The organism is Pleionea sp. CnH1-48, assembly GCF_024124665.1.
Classification (GTDB): Bacteria; Pseudomonadota; Gammaproteobacteria; order Enterobacterales; family Kangiellaceae; genus JAMXSB01.
This window is the reverse complement of record NZ_JAMXSB010000002.1, coordinates 446,374-463,502: the sequence shown is the minus strand read 5'-3', so window position 1 is coordinate 463,502 and position 17,129 is coordinate 446,374. Positions and strand designations below refer to the sequence as shown.

The 17,129-nt window shown below is 40.5% G+C and carries 11 protein-coding genes, 1 tRNA gene and 1 pseudogene; 12 read left to right on the top strand and 1 reads right to left on the bottom strand.

Features of this window, described 5'->3' with window-relative positions; genetic code table 11:
* On the bottom strand, positions 1-1,044 hold the full coding sequence (locus tag NH399_RS04565; protein ID WP_253037283.1) for an efflux RND transporter periplasmic adaptor subunit: 1,044 nt from the start codon (positions 1,042-1,044) through the stop codon (positions 1-3).
* Positions 1,045-1,343: 299 nt separating this feature from the next.
* Here NH399_RS04565 and NH399_RS04560 point away from each other — a divergent pair.
* From NH399_RS04560 to NH399_RS04505, 12 genes and pseudogenes are all read left to right on the top strand, one after another.
* Positions 1,344-1,420, top strand: a tRNA-Arg gene (locus tag NH399_RS04560).
* A 932-nt stretch (positions 1,421-2,352) separates the two neighbouring features.
* Positions 2,353-8,367, top strand: coding sequence for an RHS repeat-associated core domain-containing protein (locus tag NH399_RS04555; protein ID WP_305885087.1), 6,015 nt, complete (start codon positions 2,353-2,355; stop codon positions 8,365-8,367).
* A gap of 9 nt (positions 8,368-8,376) precedes the next feature.
* Positions 8,377-8,760, top strand: coding sequence for a hypothetical protein (locus tag NH399_RS04550; RefSeq protein ID WP_253037282.1), 384 nt, complete (start codon positions 8,377-8,379; stop codon positions 8,758-8,760).
* Between the two features lie 449 nt (positions 8,761-9,209).
* Complete coding sequence (locus tag NH399_RS04545; RefSeq protein WP_253037281.1) at positions 9,210-9,428, top strand: hypothetical protein; 219 nt, start codon at positions 9,210-9,212, stop codon at positions 9,426-9,428.
* A 380-nt stretch (positions 9,429-9,808) separates the two neighbouring features.
* Complete coding sequence (locus NH399_RS04540) at positions 9,809-10,042, top strand: hypothetical protein (protein ID WP_253037280.1); 234 nt, start codon at positions 9,809-9,811, stop codon at positions 10,040-10,042.
* A 236-nt stretch (positions 10,043-10,278) separates the two neighbouring features.
* Positions 10,279-10,806: a hypothetical protein gene (locus tag NH399_RS04535; RefSeq protein ID WP_253037279.1), complete on the top strand. Its 528-nt coding sequence runs from the start codon at positions 10,279-10,281 to the stop codon at positions 10,804-10,806.
* Between the two features lie 430 nt (positions 10,807-11,236).
* Complete coding sequence (locus NH399_RS04530) at positions 11,237-11,605, top strand: SMI1/KNR4 family protein (RefSeq protein WP_253037278.1); 369 nt, start codon at positions 11,237-11,239, stop codon at positions 11,603-11,605.
* Positions 11,606-11,978: 373 nt separating this feature from the next.
* Positions 11,979-12,722 (top strand): hypothetical protein, encoded by a 744-nt coding sequence (locus tag NH399_RS04525; RefSeq protein ID WP_253037277.1) that lies wholly within the window; start codon positions 11,979-11,981, stop codon positions 12,720-12,722.
* 723 nt (positions 12,723-13,445) lie between these two features.
* Positions 13,446-14,658: pseudogene (locus tag NH399_RS04520) on the top strand (IS256 family transposase).
* Positions 14,659-14,836: 178 nt separating this feature from the next.
* A complete protein-coding gene (locus NH399_RS04515; protein WP_253037276.1) occupies positions 14,837-15,154 on the top strand; it encodes a DUF805 domain-containing protein in 318 nt (105 codons plus the stop codon).
* A gap of 186 nt (positions 15,155-15,340) precedes the next feature.
* Complete coding sequence (locus NH399_RS04510; RefSeq protein WP_253037275.1) at positions 15,341-16,348, top strand: tryptophan--tRNA ligase; 1,008 nt, start codon at positions 15,341-15,343, stop codon at positions 16,346-16,348.
* A 133-nt stretch (positions 16,349-16,481) separates the two neighbouring features.
* A complete protein-coding gene (locus NH399_RS04505; RefSeq protein WP_253037274.1) occupies positions 16,482-17,075 on the top strand; it encodes a hypothetical protein in 594 nt (197 codons plus the stop codon).
* The last annotated feature ends 54 nt before the right edge of the window (positions 17,076-17,129 follow it).

Genomic DNA, 17,129 nt, shown 5'->3' with positions numbered 1-17,129 from the left:
TTATTCCCCTTGCTTTTTGTTGGGAACAACCATAACGGGTTGACCATCGGTTAAACCATGATACCCGCTGAAGATAATCTGTGTGTCTTCAGCCAAGTTATGGATGGGAATGGGGCGTCCTTCTTCGGATTCTTCAATTTCCTGGAAGAAAGCCACACCGCCTTTAAACACAAAAATGCCATTTTTGCCGTTTCTTTGCTGCAAAAACTGCGAGGGTAAAAAGGGTGCGGAAGATTGCCAGAACACTCGACCTGTCGAACCCACATAGGCAGCTTTCTGTTCGCTTGAGCTTGGCGCCTGGAACGTAAATCGAGCTTCGCGGCTTTGCGTGCCGTTTTCAATGACAGGCAAGAAGTGGCGTAGTGTAAGAGGGTAGTCGGTATCGTTACTGGTTAGCCAGTATTGATTGGCTTGCTGAAAACTGGTTTCGTCACTTAATGCAATGCGTGCGCTGATTTCTTCTTGATTGCTTTGAAGCAATCGAATAACCGCCTGACCGGGATTAACACGTTCGCCTACGTTTGCCTGACGTTGCGTCACAACTCCTTCAAAAGGCGCAGTGATTTGGCATCGGCTTAGGTTTAACTCTGCTTGTTGTAATGCAGCTTGCTGAGATTGCTTTTGGCTTTCTGAGTTCTCTGCCTGAATAGTTCGGCGATCCAGTTCTGCTTCACCGAGGTTTCGTTGTTTTGCCAGTTTCTCTGCTCGTTGTAATTCGCGCAAATTAAACTGTAAATTGTTCTGTGTTTGCTCCAGTTGAGCCTGGCGTTGTGAATGAGCGAAAGTCGAGTCACGGCAATCCAGCAAAGCCAGCGTTTGGCCTTTATCAACGCGATCACCAACACGCACTTTTATATCCACAATATTTGCAGATAGCTCTGCCGGAATCACGCTGTGGTTGAGTGCAACGACCTTAGCCGGAGCGCTGTACTTAGGGTAATAAGCAAGCTCCTTGGAGGGAGTGGTCGTGACAAAAGGCGGAGCGGCCATAAGAGGGCAACAAACCAGTAAGTTGGTCAATAAACTTTTGTGAAGGCGCTTCATGACAACTCCTATATCGAAAGCTCGAGTTCTTCTGTTAGTAACTTTAATTTGCCATGGAATTATCTCAGAAATTACAAGGTTTACTAGGATAAATATCAACAAAATTAACAAATATTGCGACGCATTGATAAATAGGTCATAAAGCTATAATCATTGGTGATAAGGTTAGCCTGAATATTGAGCATTAAGGATGCTTCAAAGTGATTGAAGCGAAGTTGCTAGCCAAAAAATTCAGTTGCAATGATTAAAGTTATTACACTATTATTTTGCGGTTAGTAACAACGGAATTGTTGAATTGTGCGCTCGTAGCTCATCTGGATAGAGCGACCGCCTCCTAAGCGGTAGGTAGCAGGTTCGAGTCCTGCCGAGCGCGCCACTTTAAGTTACTGAGTCAATCATGTTTTCTTAGGACTCCATCTTGGTTAAGGGGTAATATGGTGCTGCGTCTAACAATTTCATATCATTCTTGAGTTTAATATTAAAAACTTGATAGATGCTTCATCAAACCTTGGCAAATTTGCACCAATCATTTCTCATAGTGTTTCCTTAGCCGTTCAGGAGACTAAAGTAAATTGTCCATTTATTTAAAATAATGTCTTTTAAGCGAGTCACAAGCTTGTGAAAAGGCAAGCCCGGTAAAACTTATTGCTAGTCTAAAGGCACTTCCTGTGGTAGTGATCGTCTCTTAGAGCTTTACCTAAAAGATGGTCATGTTAAGTTTTTATTTGTTTTGACTGTAGCAAAAAGAATGAAAAGCAAAAAAACAAGTACGAAAAGAGAGCGCATGTATTTTCCTATTGCCAGTATCACATGATTTGGGCTCCCAAATATAGATATTAAGTCCTAACAGTGAAGAAGGGTAAAGAGGTTTGCAGAAGTGTTTCGATTTATTGCAATATAGAAAACATCATGTAGTAGAGTTAAAAGTTACAAGTTGTAACTCCTTCTATAAAGATTGATTACTACATCACTTTCTAAAATATTCTTCTCTATAAAAGAATATTGGTATGAAAATAGCCTATAAAGTCACTGTTGAATTATTGGATTTTGCTATTTATAATGGCACTTAACCTCATGTGTCTCAAATTAAAATTGAAAAATAAATAAAGCCACTTGTTTTGTTATTTTTAAATCTCTAGTATTGGCTACGATTGCAAATAGAGTATAGCGATCTAAAATTCTACGCGTTTGGTTTAATGCGGGGAATAACAGGACAATTATTTTATTGGATCTCATTTACTGAGCTTTTTATTCAGTCATGCTGTTATTGCCCCGAATTTTAAAAAATGGAATCTCGGAGAAAATTTGATGACACTATCTATACGTGGGCGTTCGCTCACCTGTTTGCTGAGTGGTATTGCCTTTTTATGTCAATCCGTCACAGCAACAGACATTGAGCGACAAGGGAAAAAATTTGAAGTTGATGCAGTTTCGGAAAATTATTCTGTTAATGTTAAGCCATCATTGATATCCGTAGGGAGCTTTGAAAACCCTACTATTGAACAGGTTATGGCTTCAGGTCAGTTAGGTGGAGTTCTTCATCCTAATATTGATGTTCAACAAACAACACTTTCATTAGAGCAACGGGATAGCTTAGCAGTACAAAACAGTGCCTTTGCAAAAGCAATGGATGAATGGAATAGCCACAACTATAAACATGCTTACTCAATGATGGAGGACTATCTCCAACGTTATCCCAATGGACTCTGGGCGGGAGAAGCCGACCTGCATATGGGGTGTGAAGCGAGGTTCAACGGACGGTATCGAGAAGCGAATGAACGATTTACTCGTATCATAAAAAAGTTCGAAAACAGTCGCTCTGTTAATGCACGACTCATTGCGGAAAAAGCGAAAAGTAGACTTGCTGTCCTCAAGGTTATGGAAAATAACCCAGAGGGCGCAGAGAAGATGTTTTATGATCTCAAAGCCGATGGGAAGGGATGGCGTCAGAGAACGTATGCTACTTCTTGGGTGCAAAGAATTTCGAGGTTAAAGTCCAAAGGCAAGGAGTTGGCTAACTGCGGTAACCGAGCTTTCAGTGAACTCCTAAAAAGAGAAGGAAAAGTGATTGAGGCTGAACAAGTTCAATCACTTGTCCCTGAACAAGAAAAAGGATTTAGCATTCATGACTTAAGTAACCTCGCTAGTCAGTATGGTTATCACATGAAAGCGCTCAAGGTAGAAACACAGCAGTTATCGAAGCTACCACTACCCGCCATTGCTCATGTTGATAGAAGTGACACAGGGGGGTTAGGTCATTACTGGATAGTAGAAAACATAAGCGATGAAGGCATTACCGTTTATGACGAACAGAAACAACGTCGATTTGTTCAAACTTCAGAGGAGTTTTCTAAAGAGTGGGATGGCACTTTACTTGTCTTCGCATCAAACGACAGGGCGTCACTTAGCTCATTGCCAGGAACCGAGTTGTCAGCACTCAAAGCATCTGAAACCTACGGTGGTTGCTGTGGTATTCAGCGACCAGAATCGGGTTTAGGAGATCCTGGAAAGTTCAATAACGATTGCAGTGGTTACGGTTGTCCTGTATTCCGAGTGAATCGCGTGAATATGAATCTTTATGTCACGGACACTCCACTTTGGTACGACACGCCTTACGGTCCTGATGTTGAATTCAAACTGAGTTATAACAGCCTGTCTGCACTCCAGCAGTATGAACCGTTCGGGAATAAATGGTCATTCAGCTATGGCAGTTATTTAGTCGAAGATCCTGGCAAAGCGGTGACCGTCTTTAAAGGGGATGGAGAGCGAGCTGTCTATATTTCTGATGGTAACGGTGGTTTTGAAAAAGCCTATGGTGATGATTCGGTATTAGTCAAAGAGCATGCAACCAAATACACCTTAACACAACCTGATGGTACTGTGTTCACCTATGAGTTACCTCATAATACTCAGTCTCAGCAAGTCATGTTGACTGAGATTAAAGATCTCTATGACCACAAAATTACATTGCATTATAACGCCAGTATTCAATTGGAACGTGTAGAAGATGCACAAGGTCGTAGTACCGTACTTCGTTATAACGCGAGTGGCCGAGTCAAAGAGATTCAAGATCCTTTCGGACGCAAGGCTCTGTTTGCTTACGATGCCCATGGCAATCTTGAAGACATTACGGATATGGGGAGTTACACCAGCACCATTGGTTATGATGACAATGTGTTTATTACCTCTATTAAACGGCCAGTAGAAGGAACCTACACGTTTAAGACTGAGTTACCTGATGGCATTCAATCAAGTGGTTACCCTCGTGAAGGTTACTTTATGTGGGAGTACTATCGTATCACCGTCACACATCCTAACGGGAAAAAGTCAGAGTACTTTTATGCGGGTAATGAAAATGGATGGTATGTAAGTCCGAGAGATTATATTGAGTACCAAGATTCGGATGTGAACAGCTTTGCCTCAGATAAAGAGTATTATAACTTTATTTCTGATGATAGTGGTCGAGGTGAAATCAGTGAAGTCGCTTTCTCCAATGATCCTCAATGGAATGGTCAAGTTTTTTACAGTTACGACAGTCATGGTCGCATCAAGTCGATAAAAAAGTCGGGTAGAAATAAAACCGATATTATTTACAATGCTTCAGGGCAACTGGAAGCCGTCAAAGAAGCCGTAGGTACTTCGTCTGAGCGCGTTACTCAATTTGAGTTTCTGAATACGCACATAAACTTACCTACCAAAGTGACCTATGCACCGATTGATGATGGCTCTTTTTTAGAGCAAATAATTGATTATGATAGTTCCCAACGTCCTGAGTATTTTCATCTAAAGCAGACAGACACAAACGGCGTTGCATCTTTTAGAACCTCTCGTTTCGAATACAACGATAACCATCAGGTGCGTTTGGTTGATGGACCAAGAACCGATGTTTCTGATATCACCACCATGACCTATTATGATTGCTCAATGGGTATCAGTTATTGCGGACAGCTTCATACCATGACCAATGCGTTAGGTCATGTCACCACGTTTTCTGATTACACGCTCGATGGCAAAGTAGGGCGGGTAGTGGATGCCAATGGCTTAACCGTTTTGTACACCTATGACAACTTAGGCCGTTCAAAAACGATTACGCAATTCTCTGATGAAAATCCGGCTCAGACTCGCAAGGTCACTTATGAGTATGAGGGAGTCAATCGTGTTAAGAGTGTATCCTGGTCTGACGGTCGTTCAATGACTTACACCTATGACTCGATGGGACACGTTGAAAAAGTTGTCGATGAGAAAGGCGAGCGCATCGAGTATGTGAACGATGACAACGGCAATCAGAAGGTGACCAAGTTTTTTGATGCCGCAGGTATTGTGAAACATCAGATAAACAAAGGCTTTGACACCTTTAGCAATGTCTCTTCTCTCACGGACAGTTTGAATCAAACAACGGCTTATGAATTTCATACGTCACAACTGTCTCAAGTGACTTTTCCTGATAATGAAAAGACTTACTATTCCTATGACGACCTGGAACGTAATTCAAACGTTAGCTTTGATTTGTTGGATACTGGAAAGGAGTACAATAACTACGACCGAATCACAAAGGTGACAGGGGCTAATCAACTTTCGACCACCTATACTTACAATGCTTTTGGTGATCTGTTAGAGCGAAACAGTCCTGATACTGGCAAGACAACTTATACTTATTACCCTGATGGCAACTTAAAAACAGTTAAAGATGCTCGTGGTACAGAAGTTGTCATTAGCTATGATGCGCTGAATCGACCACTAAAAGCCGATTACGTGAATGATGCAGAAGACATCATCTACCATTACGATGACATCAACTCTGATAATCAAGGTAAAGGACGACTGACTAAGATTCAAGATGAATCAGGAGTGACTGAATATCACTATGATGATTTTGGTCAAGTCAGCAAAGTGACACAACACATTGCTTCCCATACATTCATTACAGAGTATCATTACAATCGTCATGGTCAGTTAGAGTCTGTTAAATACCCCAGTGGTAAGGTGATTGGTTATCAGTATGATGGTGAAAAAGTCGCTCAAGTCTCACTGACTCATAATGGTGAGAGTCAAACACTGGTCGACCAACATGAATACCTGCCCTTTGGGCCACTCAATCAAATGCGCTATGGCAATGGACTGGTTCTTAATCGTCATTTCAATCTGGATTATCGGTTAGAGTCAACCACCGTTGGTAATCTGATAAACAAGTCGTATACCTATACAAAGAACAATCTGGTTTCTCATATTAATGACAACCTCAACCCCGACGACTCCATTGCGTCTAAGATAGACAAGTTTGGTCGTGTCGAAGTCGAACAGTTACCCAATGCGTTTAAAGTTTTTGAGTATGACACGGTAGGCAATCGAACTAAAACGTTAACGTGTGAGTTTGGTCGATTTGGTGTGAATACAGGTGATGACTGCATTAATCTTTATCAGAAAACAAAGAATGAATGTACGATTGAGCGTTGCGAACCTGACTTTTGTTCTCACGCTGATGATCCTTTTTGTTACGAACCCGAACCGCCTTGTGACCCAAGTTCCGATCCCTATTGTGAGCCACCCGTTTGCGATCCCAATTTAGATCCTGATTGTGCGCCTGCTTGTGATCCAATTAGTGATCCGAGTTGTGTACCTCCTTGTGATATTGACTCCGATCCAAATTGTGAGCCGCCCTGTGATACAAACGTTGATCCAGATTGTAACGGTACGTTGCCCTGTGACACTTTGCCACAGTTTTGTTCTACCGCTCCACAAGACGCCTGTGATGGAACCGTCAGTATGTGTATGGTTCAAAATAATGACTGCGCCAATGTGGAAACTTACTGTGCGCTAGTGTCTACAGAAGCTTGCGATAACTTAAAGAATTATTGTTTAGCAATGACGATGAACTTCAAGAATGAAACTGCACGTTCATTGTTAACATCGAATCAATCATTTTTGACTTTACTTGAGCAGAGTAAAAGCGATTCAAAAACATCGACCAGTAACACTACCACTACATCACCTGAGCCTAAGTATGAACTGTATCACTATGCCGATAAGTCGCATCTGAGCAGTTTGAATAACACCTTGTTTAGCTACGATGAAATGGGTAATACCAAGTCAAAAGGGAATTGGTTATTCGAATACAATCACCGTGGCCGATTGAGTTCTGCTGTTTCAAGTGATTCTATCGCCAGCTACCAATATAACGCGGCAGGTCAGAGAGCGATTAAGACCGTTGATGGCACACCCACTATTTACTTATATAGTCTGGGTGGCATGTTAATAGCGGAAGTGGATCAGCATGGCGTTATCAAGAAGGAGTATGTGTATCAACACAATGAGCCGCTGGCTTTACTGGAAAATGATTCGGTTTACTTCTATCACAACTCACATATTGGTACACCAGAGATACTGACGGATAAGAACCAGAATGTGGTTTGGCAGGCGAAGTATGATGCCTTTGGTAATACCACCATCAATACTGAGCTGGTGGTTAACAACATTCGATTTGCAGGTCAGTATTTCGATAGTGAAACAGGCTTTCATTATAATTGGATGCGATATTATGATCCTCAAACAGGTCGTTATATCACCAGTGATCCTATTGGTTTAGCGGGTGGTATTAATACCTACGTCTATGCTCTCAACAATCCATTGACGTTCAATGACCCAACCGGAGAAATCGTCCCTCATTTAATTTATGGATTCATGATGGGCGCAGGATTTAACTTCCTGACTCAGATGATAGCTTACCAGGGCAATATCGCCTGTGTGGATTGGTGGCAAGTAGGGGCGTCAGGCGTTCTGGGTGCTTTGATTGATGTGTCAGTTATGTCGATGTTTCATAAGTTGTCACAATTAAGGCACTTGAGTAGAATGAGACGCGAGGCGATGTTGGACACCTCGTGGATGAGTAACCCTTATCATCCGAACTGGCGCTATGTGCAAGGACCTAGAAGTGTTGGGGCTGCGCAGGTTACAAAGGGTGGAAGGGTCCATATTGATGTTGGAGGTGAAGGTAGATTTGCTGATGCTATTAACCTCAACCCAGGGACACTTACAACTACGACCGGTGCAGCTGGAAAGCCAATCCCTAACCTTGTACAAGGAGTAGGAAATCAGATGCCATTTAAGTCAAATGCAGCCGATGTCATCACGCTCCAAAATGCTCCCATTTCGAATGCTACTGCAAGCGAAATAGCTCGAGTCATTAAGTCTGGAGGAAAAGTCCGACTCCAAAGCCCATCTGATTACGCTACAACTGCTCATCAACGCGTTATCGACGCAGTTGGGGGAACAGCTAGACAGCGTACATCTTCGGGTATGATGATCACAATAATTAATGTACGATAGGTAAATAGCATGAGCTACGACGTTAAACGTAAAGATGATATGTACCATGTAGAACTTTTTGATGAGCCTAAAAATTGCAGAGCACTAGAAATGAGCCCGTCTACTCTAGAAGGCTTTTTGTGCGAAGGTGTTTGGCTTGTACTGCTCTTTGCAGTGTGGAGTACGCCTGACCGCAAAGAGATAGAAATGGCATTGCGTTTCGCAAAAAACAAGGGAATTAACTTGGGTATCAGACCGTTTGAGGATTTTGACGAAAATTCTAATTGGTGTCCTGAATTGACTGGACAATTTGGTAGTCCTATATGGTTGCTTTATGACAACGGGAATCTAAAAAACAGAAAGGTTGGATTATGTTCAGAGTCTGATTTAAAGGACTTGGTTGGAATCGTATAAGTTTTAGTCTGTCTTAGGGTGCTAATGTTACAAAGAGTGAAACTAAGCTTATCGATGACAGGAAACCTATTAATAACAAATACGCTGGTGAGACACATCTTTCGGGCGTAAAGTTTAACAAAATGGGTTTCCAGACTTTTCTCCGTTTGCAAAAGCTGAAGTGAAGTTAGTGAGGCACAACTACCTAATATGCTTCTATGATATATACTTTCTTAACAATCAGACTCTATGGTACTTATAGAGTTGCAGCAGCAACATATCTCCTCTGTATGATGAAAACAAAAGGAGAATAGGAAAGTTAAAAGAGTTGCTACTTCAAGATAAGGAAATAAATCTAGCTTAGCATTGTATTACGAAAGGGGAACTAAGCTTCCCCTTTTAGTCATAATGTTCGTTAAGTGGAATAGTGACAGAGTTAGTGATTGTTATTTAAGCTTGGTGTATTTGCTATGATGAAGATTCAGGAGCTAAAAGCAAAGTTACTAATTAAGCAATTAAAAGAAGTCAGTATCGTACTCTCGAGGAACTATAATCAAAAGAAGCTCACTTTCTCCATAATGATAGAGGACAATAGAGTGATTGAATGTGTTACTCATGGAGTAAGCCGTATGGCATTTGTTTCTCCTGATATTACAGAAAAATGGATGCTAAAGAAGAAGTTGCAATAATTTAGTTTAAGTATATTACTGATATTTTTCAGTCGAATATGCACATAAATATGGCCTTTCAGACAAAGATATTTTACCGTTGCTAATTGATTATCCTGAATGGGCTAGTAATGCTGTTCCAGTATGCTAAAAATGTCTTTTTCTAGTTATGACGGTTTATGAGTGAGCATAATCTGAAGAGTGGGAGTCTCGGTGCTAAGCGGTCATATGCGAATAAACATCTGACTGCTTCAGGTTGATTGGGAGTTCAAGGAGAGCAATGGTTTGAGGCTTGTATGCTATTTGTTTACAAGCCGAAGAACTCTAGCTATCTGCATGATACCAAAGTTAGATAGCTCTCTTTAGTAGAGCTGTCTAACGTTACTAAAGGAAACTGTTAAATGAAAAGAAAAGATAATATGCCCGGTCTTGTTTATTGGGGGCTATATGGCATTAAAACTAAAGTCACTGCATTAGCATTTATGGCTTTGAGTGTTGCTATTTGCTTTGTCTGTATTGCTTATGGATTCGTTGAGCCCGTCTTTTTTCAAGGAGGCCTTTTTGCAGTACCTGCACTTTGGTATTGGTATGCTATTAAGTGGGTCGATAACAACTCCAGTTGGGATGAGGAGTGAATAACCTTGTTCCTATTCACTCTGTCAGTGCTGATAAACAATAAAAAAGGAGGTTGAATAAACTTGGACTAATAAAACATAGTATCAATGATATTTGCATTTGGAATAGTTTGCTCTGAATAAAGGGAATGTAGAGCCTGTTTTAACATATTCATGCATAGCATAATGGAAAGTAATTTCATCAGAGATTGCAGGAGTGCTATTGCTCAAAATATTTAATTGTATGGAAGTTTGCCATGAAAAAACCACTTTATTCTACAAAAGAGTGGAGGCGGCACGGTGTCACCAAAGAATGTCAATTATCAATAAAAGCATCAGGTGTTCAAGATTTTTTGCTGTCCTGTTTGCCCGAAGACTTCAAGCTTTACTCTTTGATAAGTAGCTATTACACCAAGCTAAAAAATAGCTCAGAGTACTTTAATGTTCTCAGAGAAATTCGATTAGATGATTTAAATCATGAGTATTCGGAAGGCGTATCTCAGTATTTTATTCGCTCTAAAAAGTTAACACCAAACATAAGTCTCGAGGCTATTGATAATAGCAATGAATTTTTGGTGTTGAATGGTTTGATTAGCTTGCAAGTATTCAAGTATTTTAGAGGGGTAACAGTGTCTCCAACATTACTTATCGTTGACTCTATTATAAATAGGCAGTCTAAAAGTAAGGTCTTTCACAAGAAATACTATCAAATATCCGAAACTCTCAAGGAGTTACTCCCCATTTACAGTATGAAGAGACTCAAAGCAAGAGATACTCCTGTATAATCGAATTGGAAAACGTCATGTTTGAGATAAAAATAATTATACTATTAAGCTTTTTCTTGCTGGTTTTGGCTTGGTTGAGTGGGATTAAAAGGACTGCTTTTGTACTTGCTTATTCATACTTTTTGGTTTTCTCGTTTAGCTATGCCTTAGATAGGTGGAGCATGGATCTGGGTGTTTTAAAAGTCGTTGCCTGGTATGTTTTGTTCGTTTCTACTCAGGCCTTAGGTTATTGGATTTTTCAGTACTTGTTATATCGAAAGGAAAGGGAGGGAAAAAGGGAAGAGTAGTAATACATGTTGTGTTTTATCAACAAGCCCTCCTGTGACAGGGGCTTGATGATACTTTGAACTTTATAATGTTTTAGAGCGTGTGCTTAGATTTTTGCATTTGGTTAAGAGCAGTTACTGTAAAGTACATTAAGGATTAAATTATGAAAGAGAAAGACTTAGTGAAAGTTGAATCAGAGTTAAAGATAAAAATCCCTTCTTTATATCGGCAGTTTTTAGCTGATTTGCCTTCTGAGCTTACAAACGATGATGAGTCGGGCATATATTGCGATGCAGATACCATTATTAAAGCGACAATGTCTGCACGAGATTACAAAGAAGAGGACTGGGATGAACCGTTTGCAAATAACTTACTTGCTGTTGGGTGGAATGGTGGTGGAAGTTGCTACTGTATAAGAGAGGGTGAGTCAGGAGAGCAGGTATATTTATTTGATCATGAGCTGGGTGCAATTGATCCTAAAGAAACACTCAATTTGAAAGTGTTTATCAAGGAGTGGTTGTTGGCAGATTAGCCCAACTATTGGGAATCTGTTTAACTGGCCTCAACAAGAATGTAAAATAGGCTTGTTCCATAAATATGGCGCAAGGATGTTAAGTAAGTCACTTAGATATGTTCGATTAATAGCCATTTTGTTCGTTTGGTAACTACACTATTCAACCGTTAGATGCATAATTTTTCCTATTTCGGTAGTGGTTTTTTGACGTTGACTTGTACCTAATGGAACACGAACTTGTCGAAGATGAGGAGAACAAGTTGTTCTGTTTCGATTAAGCTGGGAGCTTTTCGGTATAATTCCAGCAGGGTTTTTAACAAAACCTGCATTTGCTACTAACCTTGTTTTATATAGAAGCAAGTTAACATATTAAAAAATATAAGAGGATAAAATGTCAGAGGTATACGAGTTTATCAAAGGAGAAGTCGAAAGAAGCGAGATGGACCTCTCTGATGGGTATCGTCAGGTGTTTATAGTGGGATGCAGCGATGATGGTGAGATAGCCGTGTTTCCATGTAAGGCCATAACTCCATTTCATTACCCCAGAAATATAGAGGAACTAGAGAGTTACGACGAGCAACAGCACTTCGATATAGATGAAACTCATTGGGATGAACGCTGGCTAGTAGTTCAGGAATTTCAAAAACAATACGAATTTGCTTGTTTGCCAGAAAACGAAGAGAGTTTTGATACACTATTGAATAATGAGTTTGAAAGTAGAGTTAGTATATTGAAAGAAGCTTGCTTAAAGCTAAGATCTCAAAAGCCAATTGTATTTGTCAAAAGTGAGTCAGAGTATTGGTTTGAAGTCAACACCATTCATCTTGCTGGACCTGAGCTACCAAGGCAGTTTGAGAAAAGAAATGATATTGAAGTGTTTTCTATGCTACTTCGTCACGTTAATTCTCGCCCGGAATACAGCTTGAAAATAGAGGGCGGAGTTGTTGTAGAAGTGGACTTAAGCGGTGGCTCTACGGATGACTCGACGATTAACATACTGCGAAATATTCCAAGTATTGAAACAGTTTTACAACACGTAAGGCGTATTAATATGGATATGACAAGAGTATCGCAACACTCGTTAGATTTTCTTAAGAATAGGTTACAAAATGCAGAAGTAAACTATACTCACTAAAATAATCTTAATCGATTAAAGACTTGTAGGGTGAAAATACAAAGAAGGAGCGAGAAACTATTTGCTGATTTTTCTCGCTCTTAACACAGCCTTGCTTTTTATATTTTAGAGCGTGCGCTTAAATTTTTTCGAATTTAGTTGAGAGCAGTCATTATAAATACATTAAGAATTAAGTTATGAATGAGAAATAGACCTTCAATCAAAATAATGTGGATGGTATGTTTATCGGTTGTGGCCGCAATCGTGGCTTGGTTTATTGTACTTCTTTTTCTCAAAGTGATTAGCCTAAGCGTCTATTCAATAACGGCTATTTTATATGACATCATTATTGGCTCTATAGCAGCATTATCGAGCTCTTTCGTTATGATGGAAAAATATAGTATTGAAACTGATGAGGCATAGTAAGAATAGTAATGGCTTGATATTAATGGAGAAAATAAATTAGTAATACTGCCGTTAAAGGATGGAAGGCTGGTGAAGTTGTTGTTGGTTATCAAGGCATTGGATTTTCTTCAAAATATACTCGATGGTCTGTATGAGATTATTGGGTATATGCTTTTAGTTATTACTACAATAAAGTAGACTTTAAAAGGAAGTCGTTCATTTAACCTTTCGGTGTGCTAGCTTGTTATCACTTTTTCTTTCTAAGCGGTATTACCGTTGGCAGGTAGTGTTCAAAAATCTGTGTCATTTCCTTAAAATAGGCATGCGAGGAGATGACTCATGGCAAAAGATGACATCCAATTTGATTTAAATCAAGCACTTGAAGACTTGAAAGCGGGAAAACCAATGAGTGGTAAAGACGGCTTTCTCACACCGCTTATCAAACAGCTCACCGAAGCCGCCTTAAAAGCTGAGCAGGAAAAGCATTTAGAAAATGCTCCTGAACCGAATCGCAAGAATGGCTACAGCAAGAAAACGACAAAATCACCGGTTGGCTCGTTTGAGTTAGACACACCTCGAGATAGGGCCGGTTCATTTAAACCTCAACTTATTAAGAAAAATCAAACCCATTTAACGGAAGATTTAGAACGAAAAATACTCGCGCTGTATGCTCATGGCAATAGCTACCAAAGCAATCGAGAGCACTTAAAAGACTATTACGATATTGAGTTTTCCAACGGCACACTGAATGCTGTTACGGATAAGCTACTACAGGAATTACAATCCTGGTGAGAGCGTGATCTCGACCCGATTTATCCTATGGTTTTGGCCCGGTGCGATTCACTATAAAATCAGAGAAAACGGGCATTATGTTATCAAAGCCATTTACACCATTTTGGCCTTAACGATAGAAGGCAAGAAAGAATTGCTGGGGTTGTATCTGTTAGACGCGGAAGGTGCGCACTACTGGCTCAATGTCTTAACTGACTTACAAAATCGAGGTGTTCAAGACATTCTGATAGCTTGCGTCGATGGTCTTAAGGGCTTTTCTGAGGCGATAGAAATGATTTACCCTGACACTGAAGTACAACTGTGTATCATCCATCAAATACGTCACTCTATGAAGTATGTGGCGTCTAAAAACCAAAAAGCGTTTATGTCGGATTTAAAAGCCGTCTACAAAGCGGGGACCAAACACGCTGCTGAAATCGCCTTAGATGATTTAGATACAAAATAGGGAAAACAATATCCCCTGGTCATCAAATCGTGGCGTAATAAATGGGAAAATTTATCCGTTTATTTTAAGTATTCGGGAGACGTGAGAAAAGCGATTTATACGACCAACGCGGTGGAGGATGTGCATCGTCAATTTCGCAAGCTCACCAAAACAAAAGGCGGCTCCCCCAACGAAAATAGTTTACTGAAACTCATCTATGCTGGCGTGCTTAATGTCTCTGAAAAATGGACGCATCCGATACAGAACTGGAACCTGATGCTCTCGCAAATGGCTGTCCATTTTGAAGGTCGGCTTGAGCGATGCCTGGATCTTTAACTCCATTTTACTTAATATGAAAAGACTCTCGGTTACCGTCGAATAACGCCGTCGGTAACCGCTTGAGCATAGCGAAGTGTATTCGCTTCAATCATGTGACACAGAATTTTGAATAGCCTCCGTTGGCATGGTTCCCATGCTAGGACTGCTATATGAATAGGCTACAAGAGGGTAATCCATGTTTAAGTTCTTCTATTTAAATGTTAAAGGGCGATGTAGCCGGAAAATATACTGGCTAGTAGGTGTGTTGCCATTTGTTATTTTAGGCTTCCTTGCTTATTTCTTAAATAAGGCCCTGAATTTAGGTGAGGTGGCATTTTTGATTATTAATCTCTTGGTGTTGTGGCCTATTTTGGCGATGCAGGTTAAGCGACTACACGATATTAATGTCACGGGCTGGTTTTGTCTTTTGACCTTTATTCCTTATATAGGGCTTCTTTTTTCTGTGGTCATCGGTTTAGTACCAAGCTCTAAAGCTGAAAATAAGTATGACTGAAACTTGAGCCATGTTAAGAAGCCATGAATGAACAGATCAACTTTGAGACTGCCTAATCGTACTCATAACAGCAGCAATCTTTCATCATGGATGTTAAAATAGCCTTATGAGTCTTAAGCAAGTGGCTGTGCGCCAACAGCAGCACTCGCTAAACTGGTCAACAGTTAACCAAATTGCAGAGCGGTTATGAAAAAACAAAAATACTTAACCGGTATTACTTGTACTGGTATTCCTCATCTAGGAAATTATGTGGGGGCGATTCGCCCAGCGATTGAATCCTCTAAGGATGATAATAAGTCGTCTTTCTATTTTATGGCGGATCTTCATGCACTGATCAAATGCCAAGATCCGGCGTTGGTGAATGAGTCCTCTCTGGCCATTGCCGCAACCTGGCTGGCTTTTGGTCTAGACACTGATAAAGCGGTTTTTTATCGCCAGTCTGATGTTCCAGAAATCTCTGAGCTTTGCTGGATGATGAATTGTGTCGCTGCAAAAGGTCTGTTGAACCGAGCTCATGCCTATAAAGCCACGGTCGATGCAAATACTCAAGATGGTAATGATCCGGATTATGCCGTGACCATGGGTTTGTACAGTTACCCTGTACTGATGGCAGCGGATATTTTGATGTTTAACGCTAATAAGATCCCTGTTGGGCGAGACCAGATCCAGCACGTAGAGATGGCTCGAGACATCGCAGGACGTTTCAACCACATTTATGGTGAGATGTTTGAGCTGCCAGAAGCGGTTGTCGACGATAATATGTCGGTTTTGAAGGGCCTGGATGGTCGAAAGATGAGCAAAAGCTACAACAATACCATTCCGCTCTTCCTGGAAGAGAAAAAGCTGCGTAAGCATATCAATAAGATCAAAACTAACTTATTAGAGCCAGGCGAGCCAAAAGATGCTGATTCATCCACGGTCTTCCAGCTGTGGGAAGCTTTTGCTACTCCCGAGCAAACGGCTGCCATGCGTGAAGAGTTTGCCAATGGGATTGCCTGGGGTGAGGCGAAGAAGCAGTTGTTTGAACTTATCAACGAACAACTAAAAGAACCTCGCGAACGCTATAATGAACTGGTACAAAATCCTGCAGAAATTGAAGCGGTATTGCAGAAAGGTGCCGAAAAAGCGCGTGAAATCAGTGTGCCTTTTATCCAGTCACTGAAAGAAGCCGTAGGTATTAAACGTTTTAGTTAATAATGGATGCTAAATTCTGCTAGCCTTTCTTTGAATAGCAATGAAGGGCTGGCAGGTTCAAAAGAATAAAGGATAATTCTTTTTTTAATAACAGCAATGGACGTCGTATATTTTTGTCTTAATAAGGAACTTTATGTCTGAATCTAATGTATATAAAACACCTGAATCTTCTTTAATCGACATACAAGAAGGGGACGAGCTGTCTCCATTTTATGTCGTATCAACGAGGAAGTTTCTCATCATGTATTTCTTTACCGTTGGTTTTTATCCCATTTATTGGTTTTACCGAAACTGGGATCATTACAGCCAGGCAAAAAATATATCGATGTTGCCTTTAGGTAGGGCAATATTTTCAATTTTCTTTATTGTCAGTTTGGTGGGGAAAATACAAGATGAAATGGAATTGAAGAGTCGCAATCAACTCACTTTTCCTGCTGGTTTTATTGCGGCCATTTGGATCGCACTTATGCTTGTGAGCTCATTTGTGGGTGTCGTGGAACAAAATCTGGGATCACCAGAACTTGTGGTAGCTTTGTGGGCTGCTTCTTTCTTTGGTGTTCCTGCGGTTATGTACCAGGTTCAACGGGCCATCAATATGGCTTGTGGTGATCCTGATGGTCACAAGAATGACCAGCTAACCTGGAAGAATATCGCTTGGATGGCTTTCTTTATATCTATCTACGGATTTATATTAAAGGAACCTCTACTGGCTCTCATCGGAAATTAAGTCGGCAAAAAATCATAACTCACCAGAGAGTAAGCCAACTGAGTGCATAAACGA

Coding starts and splice junctions, on each gene's coding strand:
- NH399_RS04510 (WP_253037275.1), top strand. CDS start 15,341: ATGAAAAAACAAAAATACTTAACCGGTATTACTTGTACTGGTATTCCT.
- NH399_RS04530 (WP_253037278.1), top strand. CDS start 11,237: ATGAAAGAGAAAGACTTAGTGAAAGTTGAATCAGAGTTAAAGATAAAA.
- NH399_RS04555 (WP_305885087.1), top strand. CDS start 2,353: ATGACACTATCTATACGTGGGCGTTCGCTCACCTGTTTGCTGAGTGGT.
- NH399_RS04515 (WP_253037276.1), top strand. CDS start 14,837: ATGTTTAAGTTCTTCTATTTAAATGTTAAAGGGCGATGTAGCCGGAAA.
- NH399_RS04525 (WP_253037277.1), top strand. CDS start 11,979: ATGTCAGAGGTATACGAGTTTATCAAAGGAGAAGTCGAAAGAAGCGAG.
- NH399_RS04565 (WP_253037283.1), bottom strand. CDS start 1,044: ATGAAGCGCCTTCACAAAAGTTTATTGACCAACTTACTGGTTTGTTGC.
- NH399_RS04505 (WP_253037274.1), top strand. CDS start 16,482: ATGTCTGAATCTAATGTATATAAAACACCTGAATCTTCTTTAATCGAC.
- NH399_RS04545 (WP_253037281.1), top strand. CDS start 9,210: ATGATGAAGATTCAGGAGCTAAAAGCAAAGTTACTAATTAAGCAATTA.
- NH399_RS04540 (WP_253037280.1), top strand. CDS start 9,809: ATGAAAAGAAAAGATAATATGCCCGGTCTTGTTTATTGGGGGCTATAT.
- NH399_RS04535 (WP_253037279.1), top strand. CDS start 10,279: ATGAAAAAACCACTTTATTCTACAAAAGAGTGGAGGCGGCACGGTGTC.
- NH399_RS04550 (WP_253037282.1), top strand. CDS start 8,377: ATGAGCTACGACGTTAAACGTAAAGATGATATGTACCATGTAGAACTT.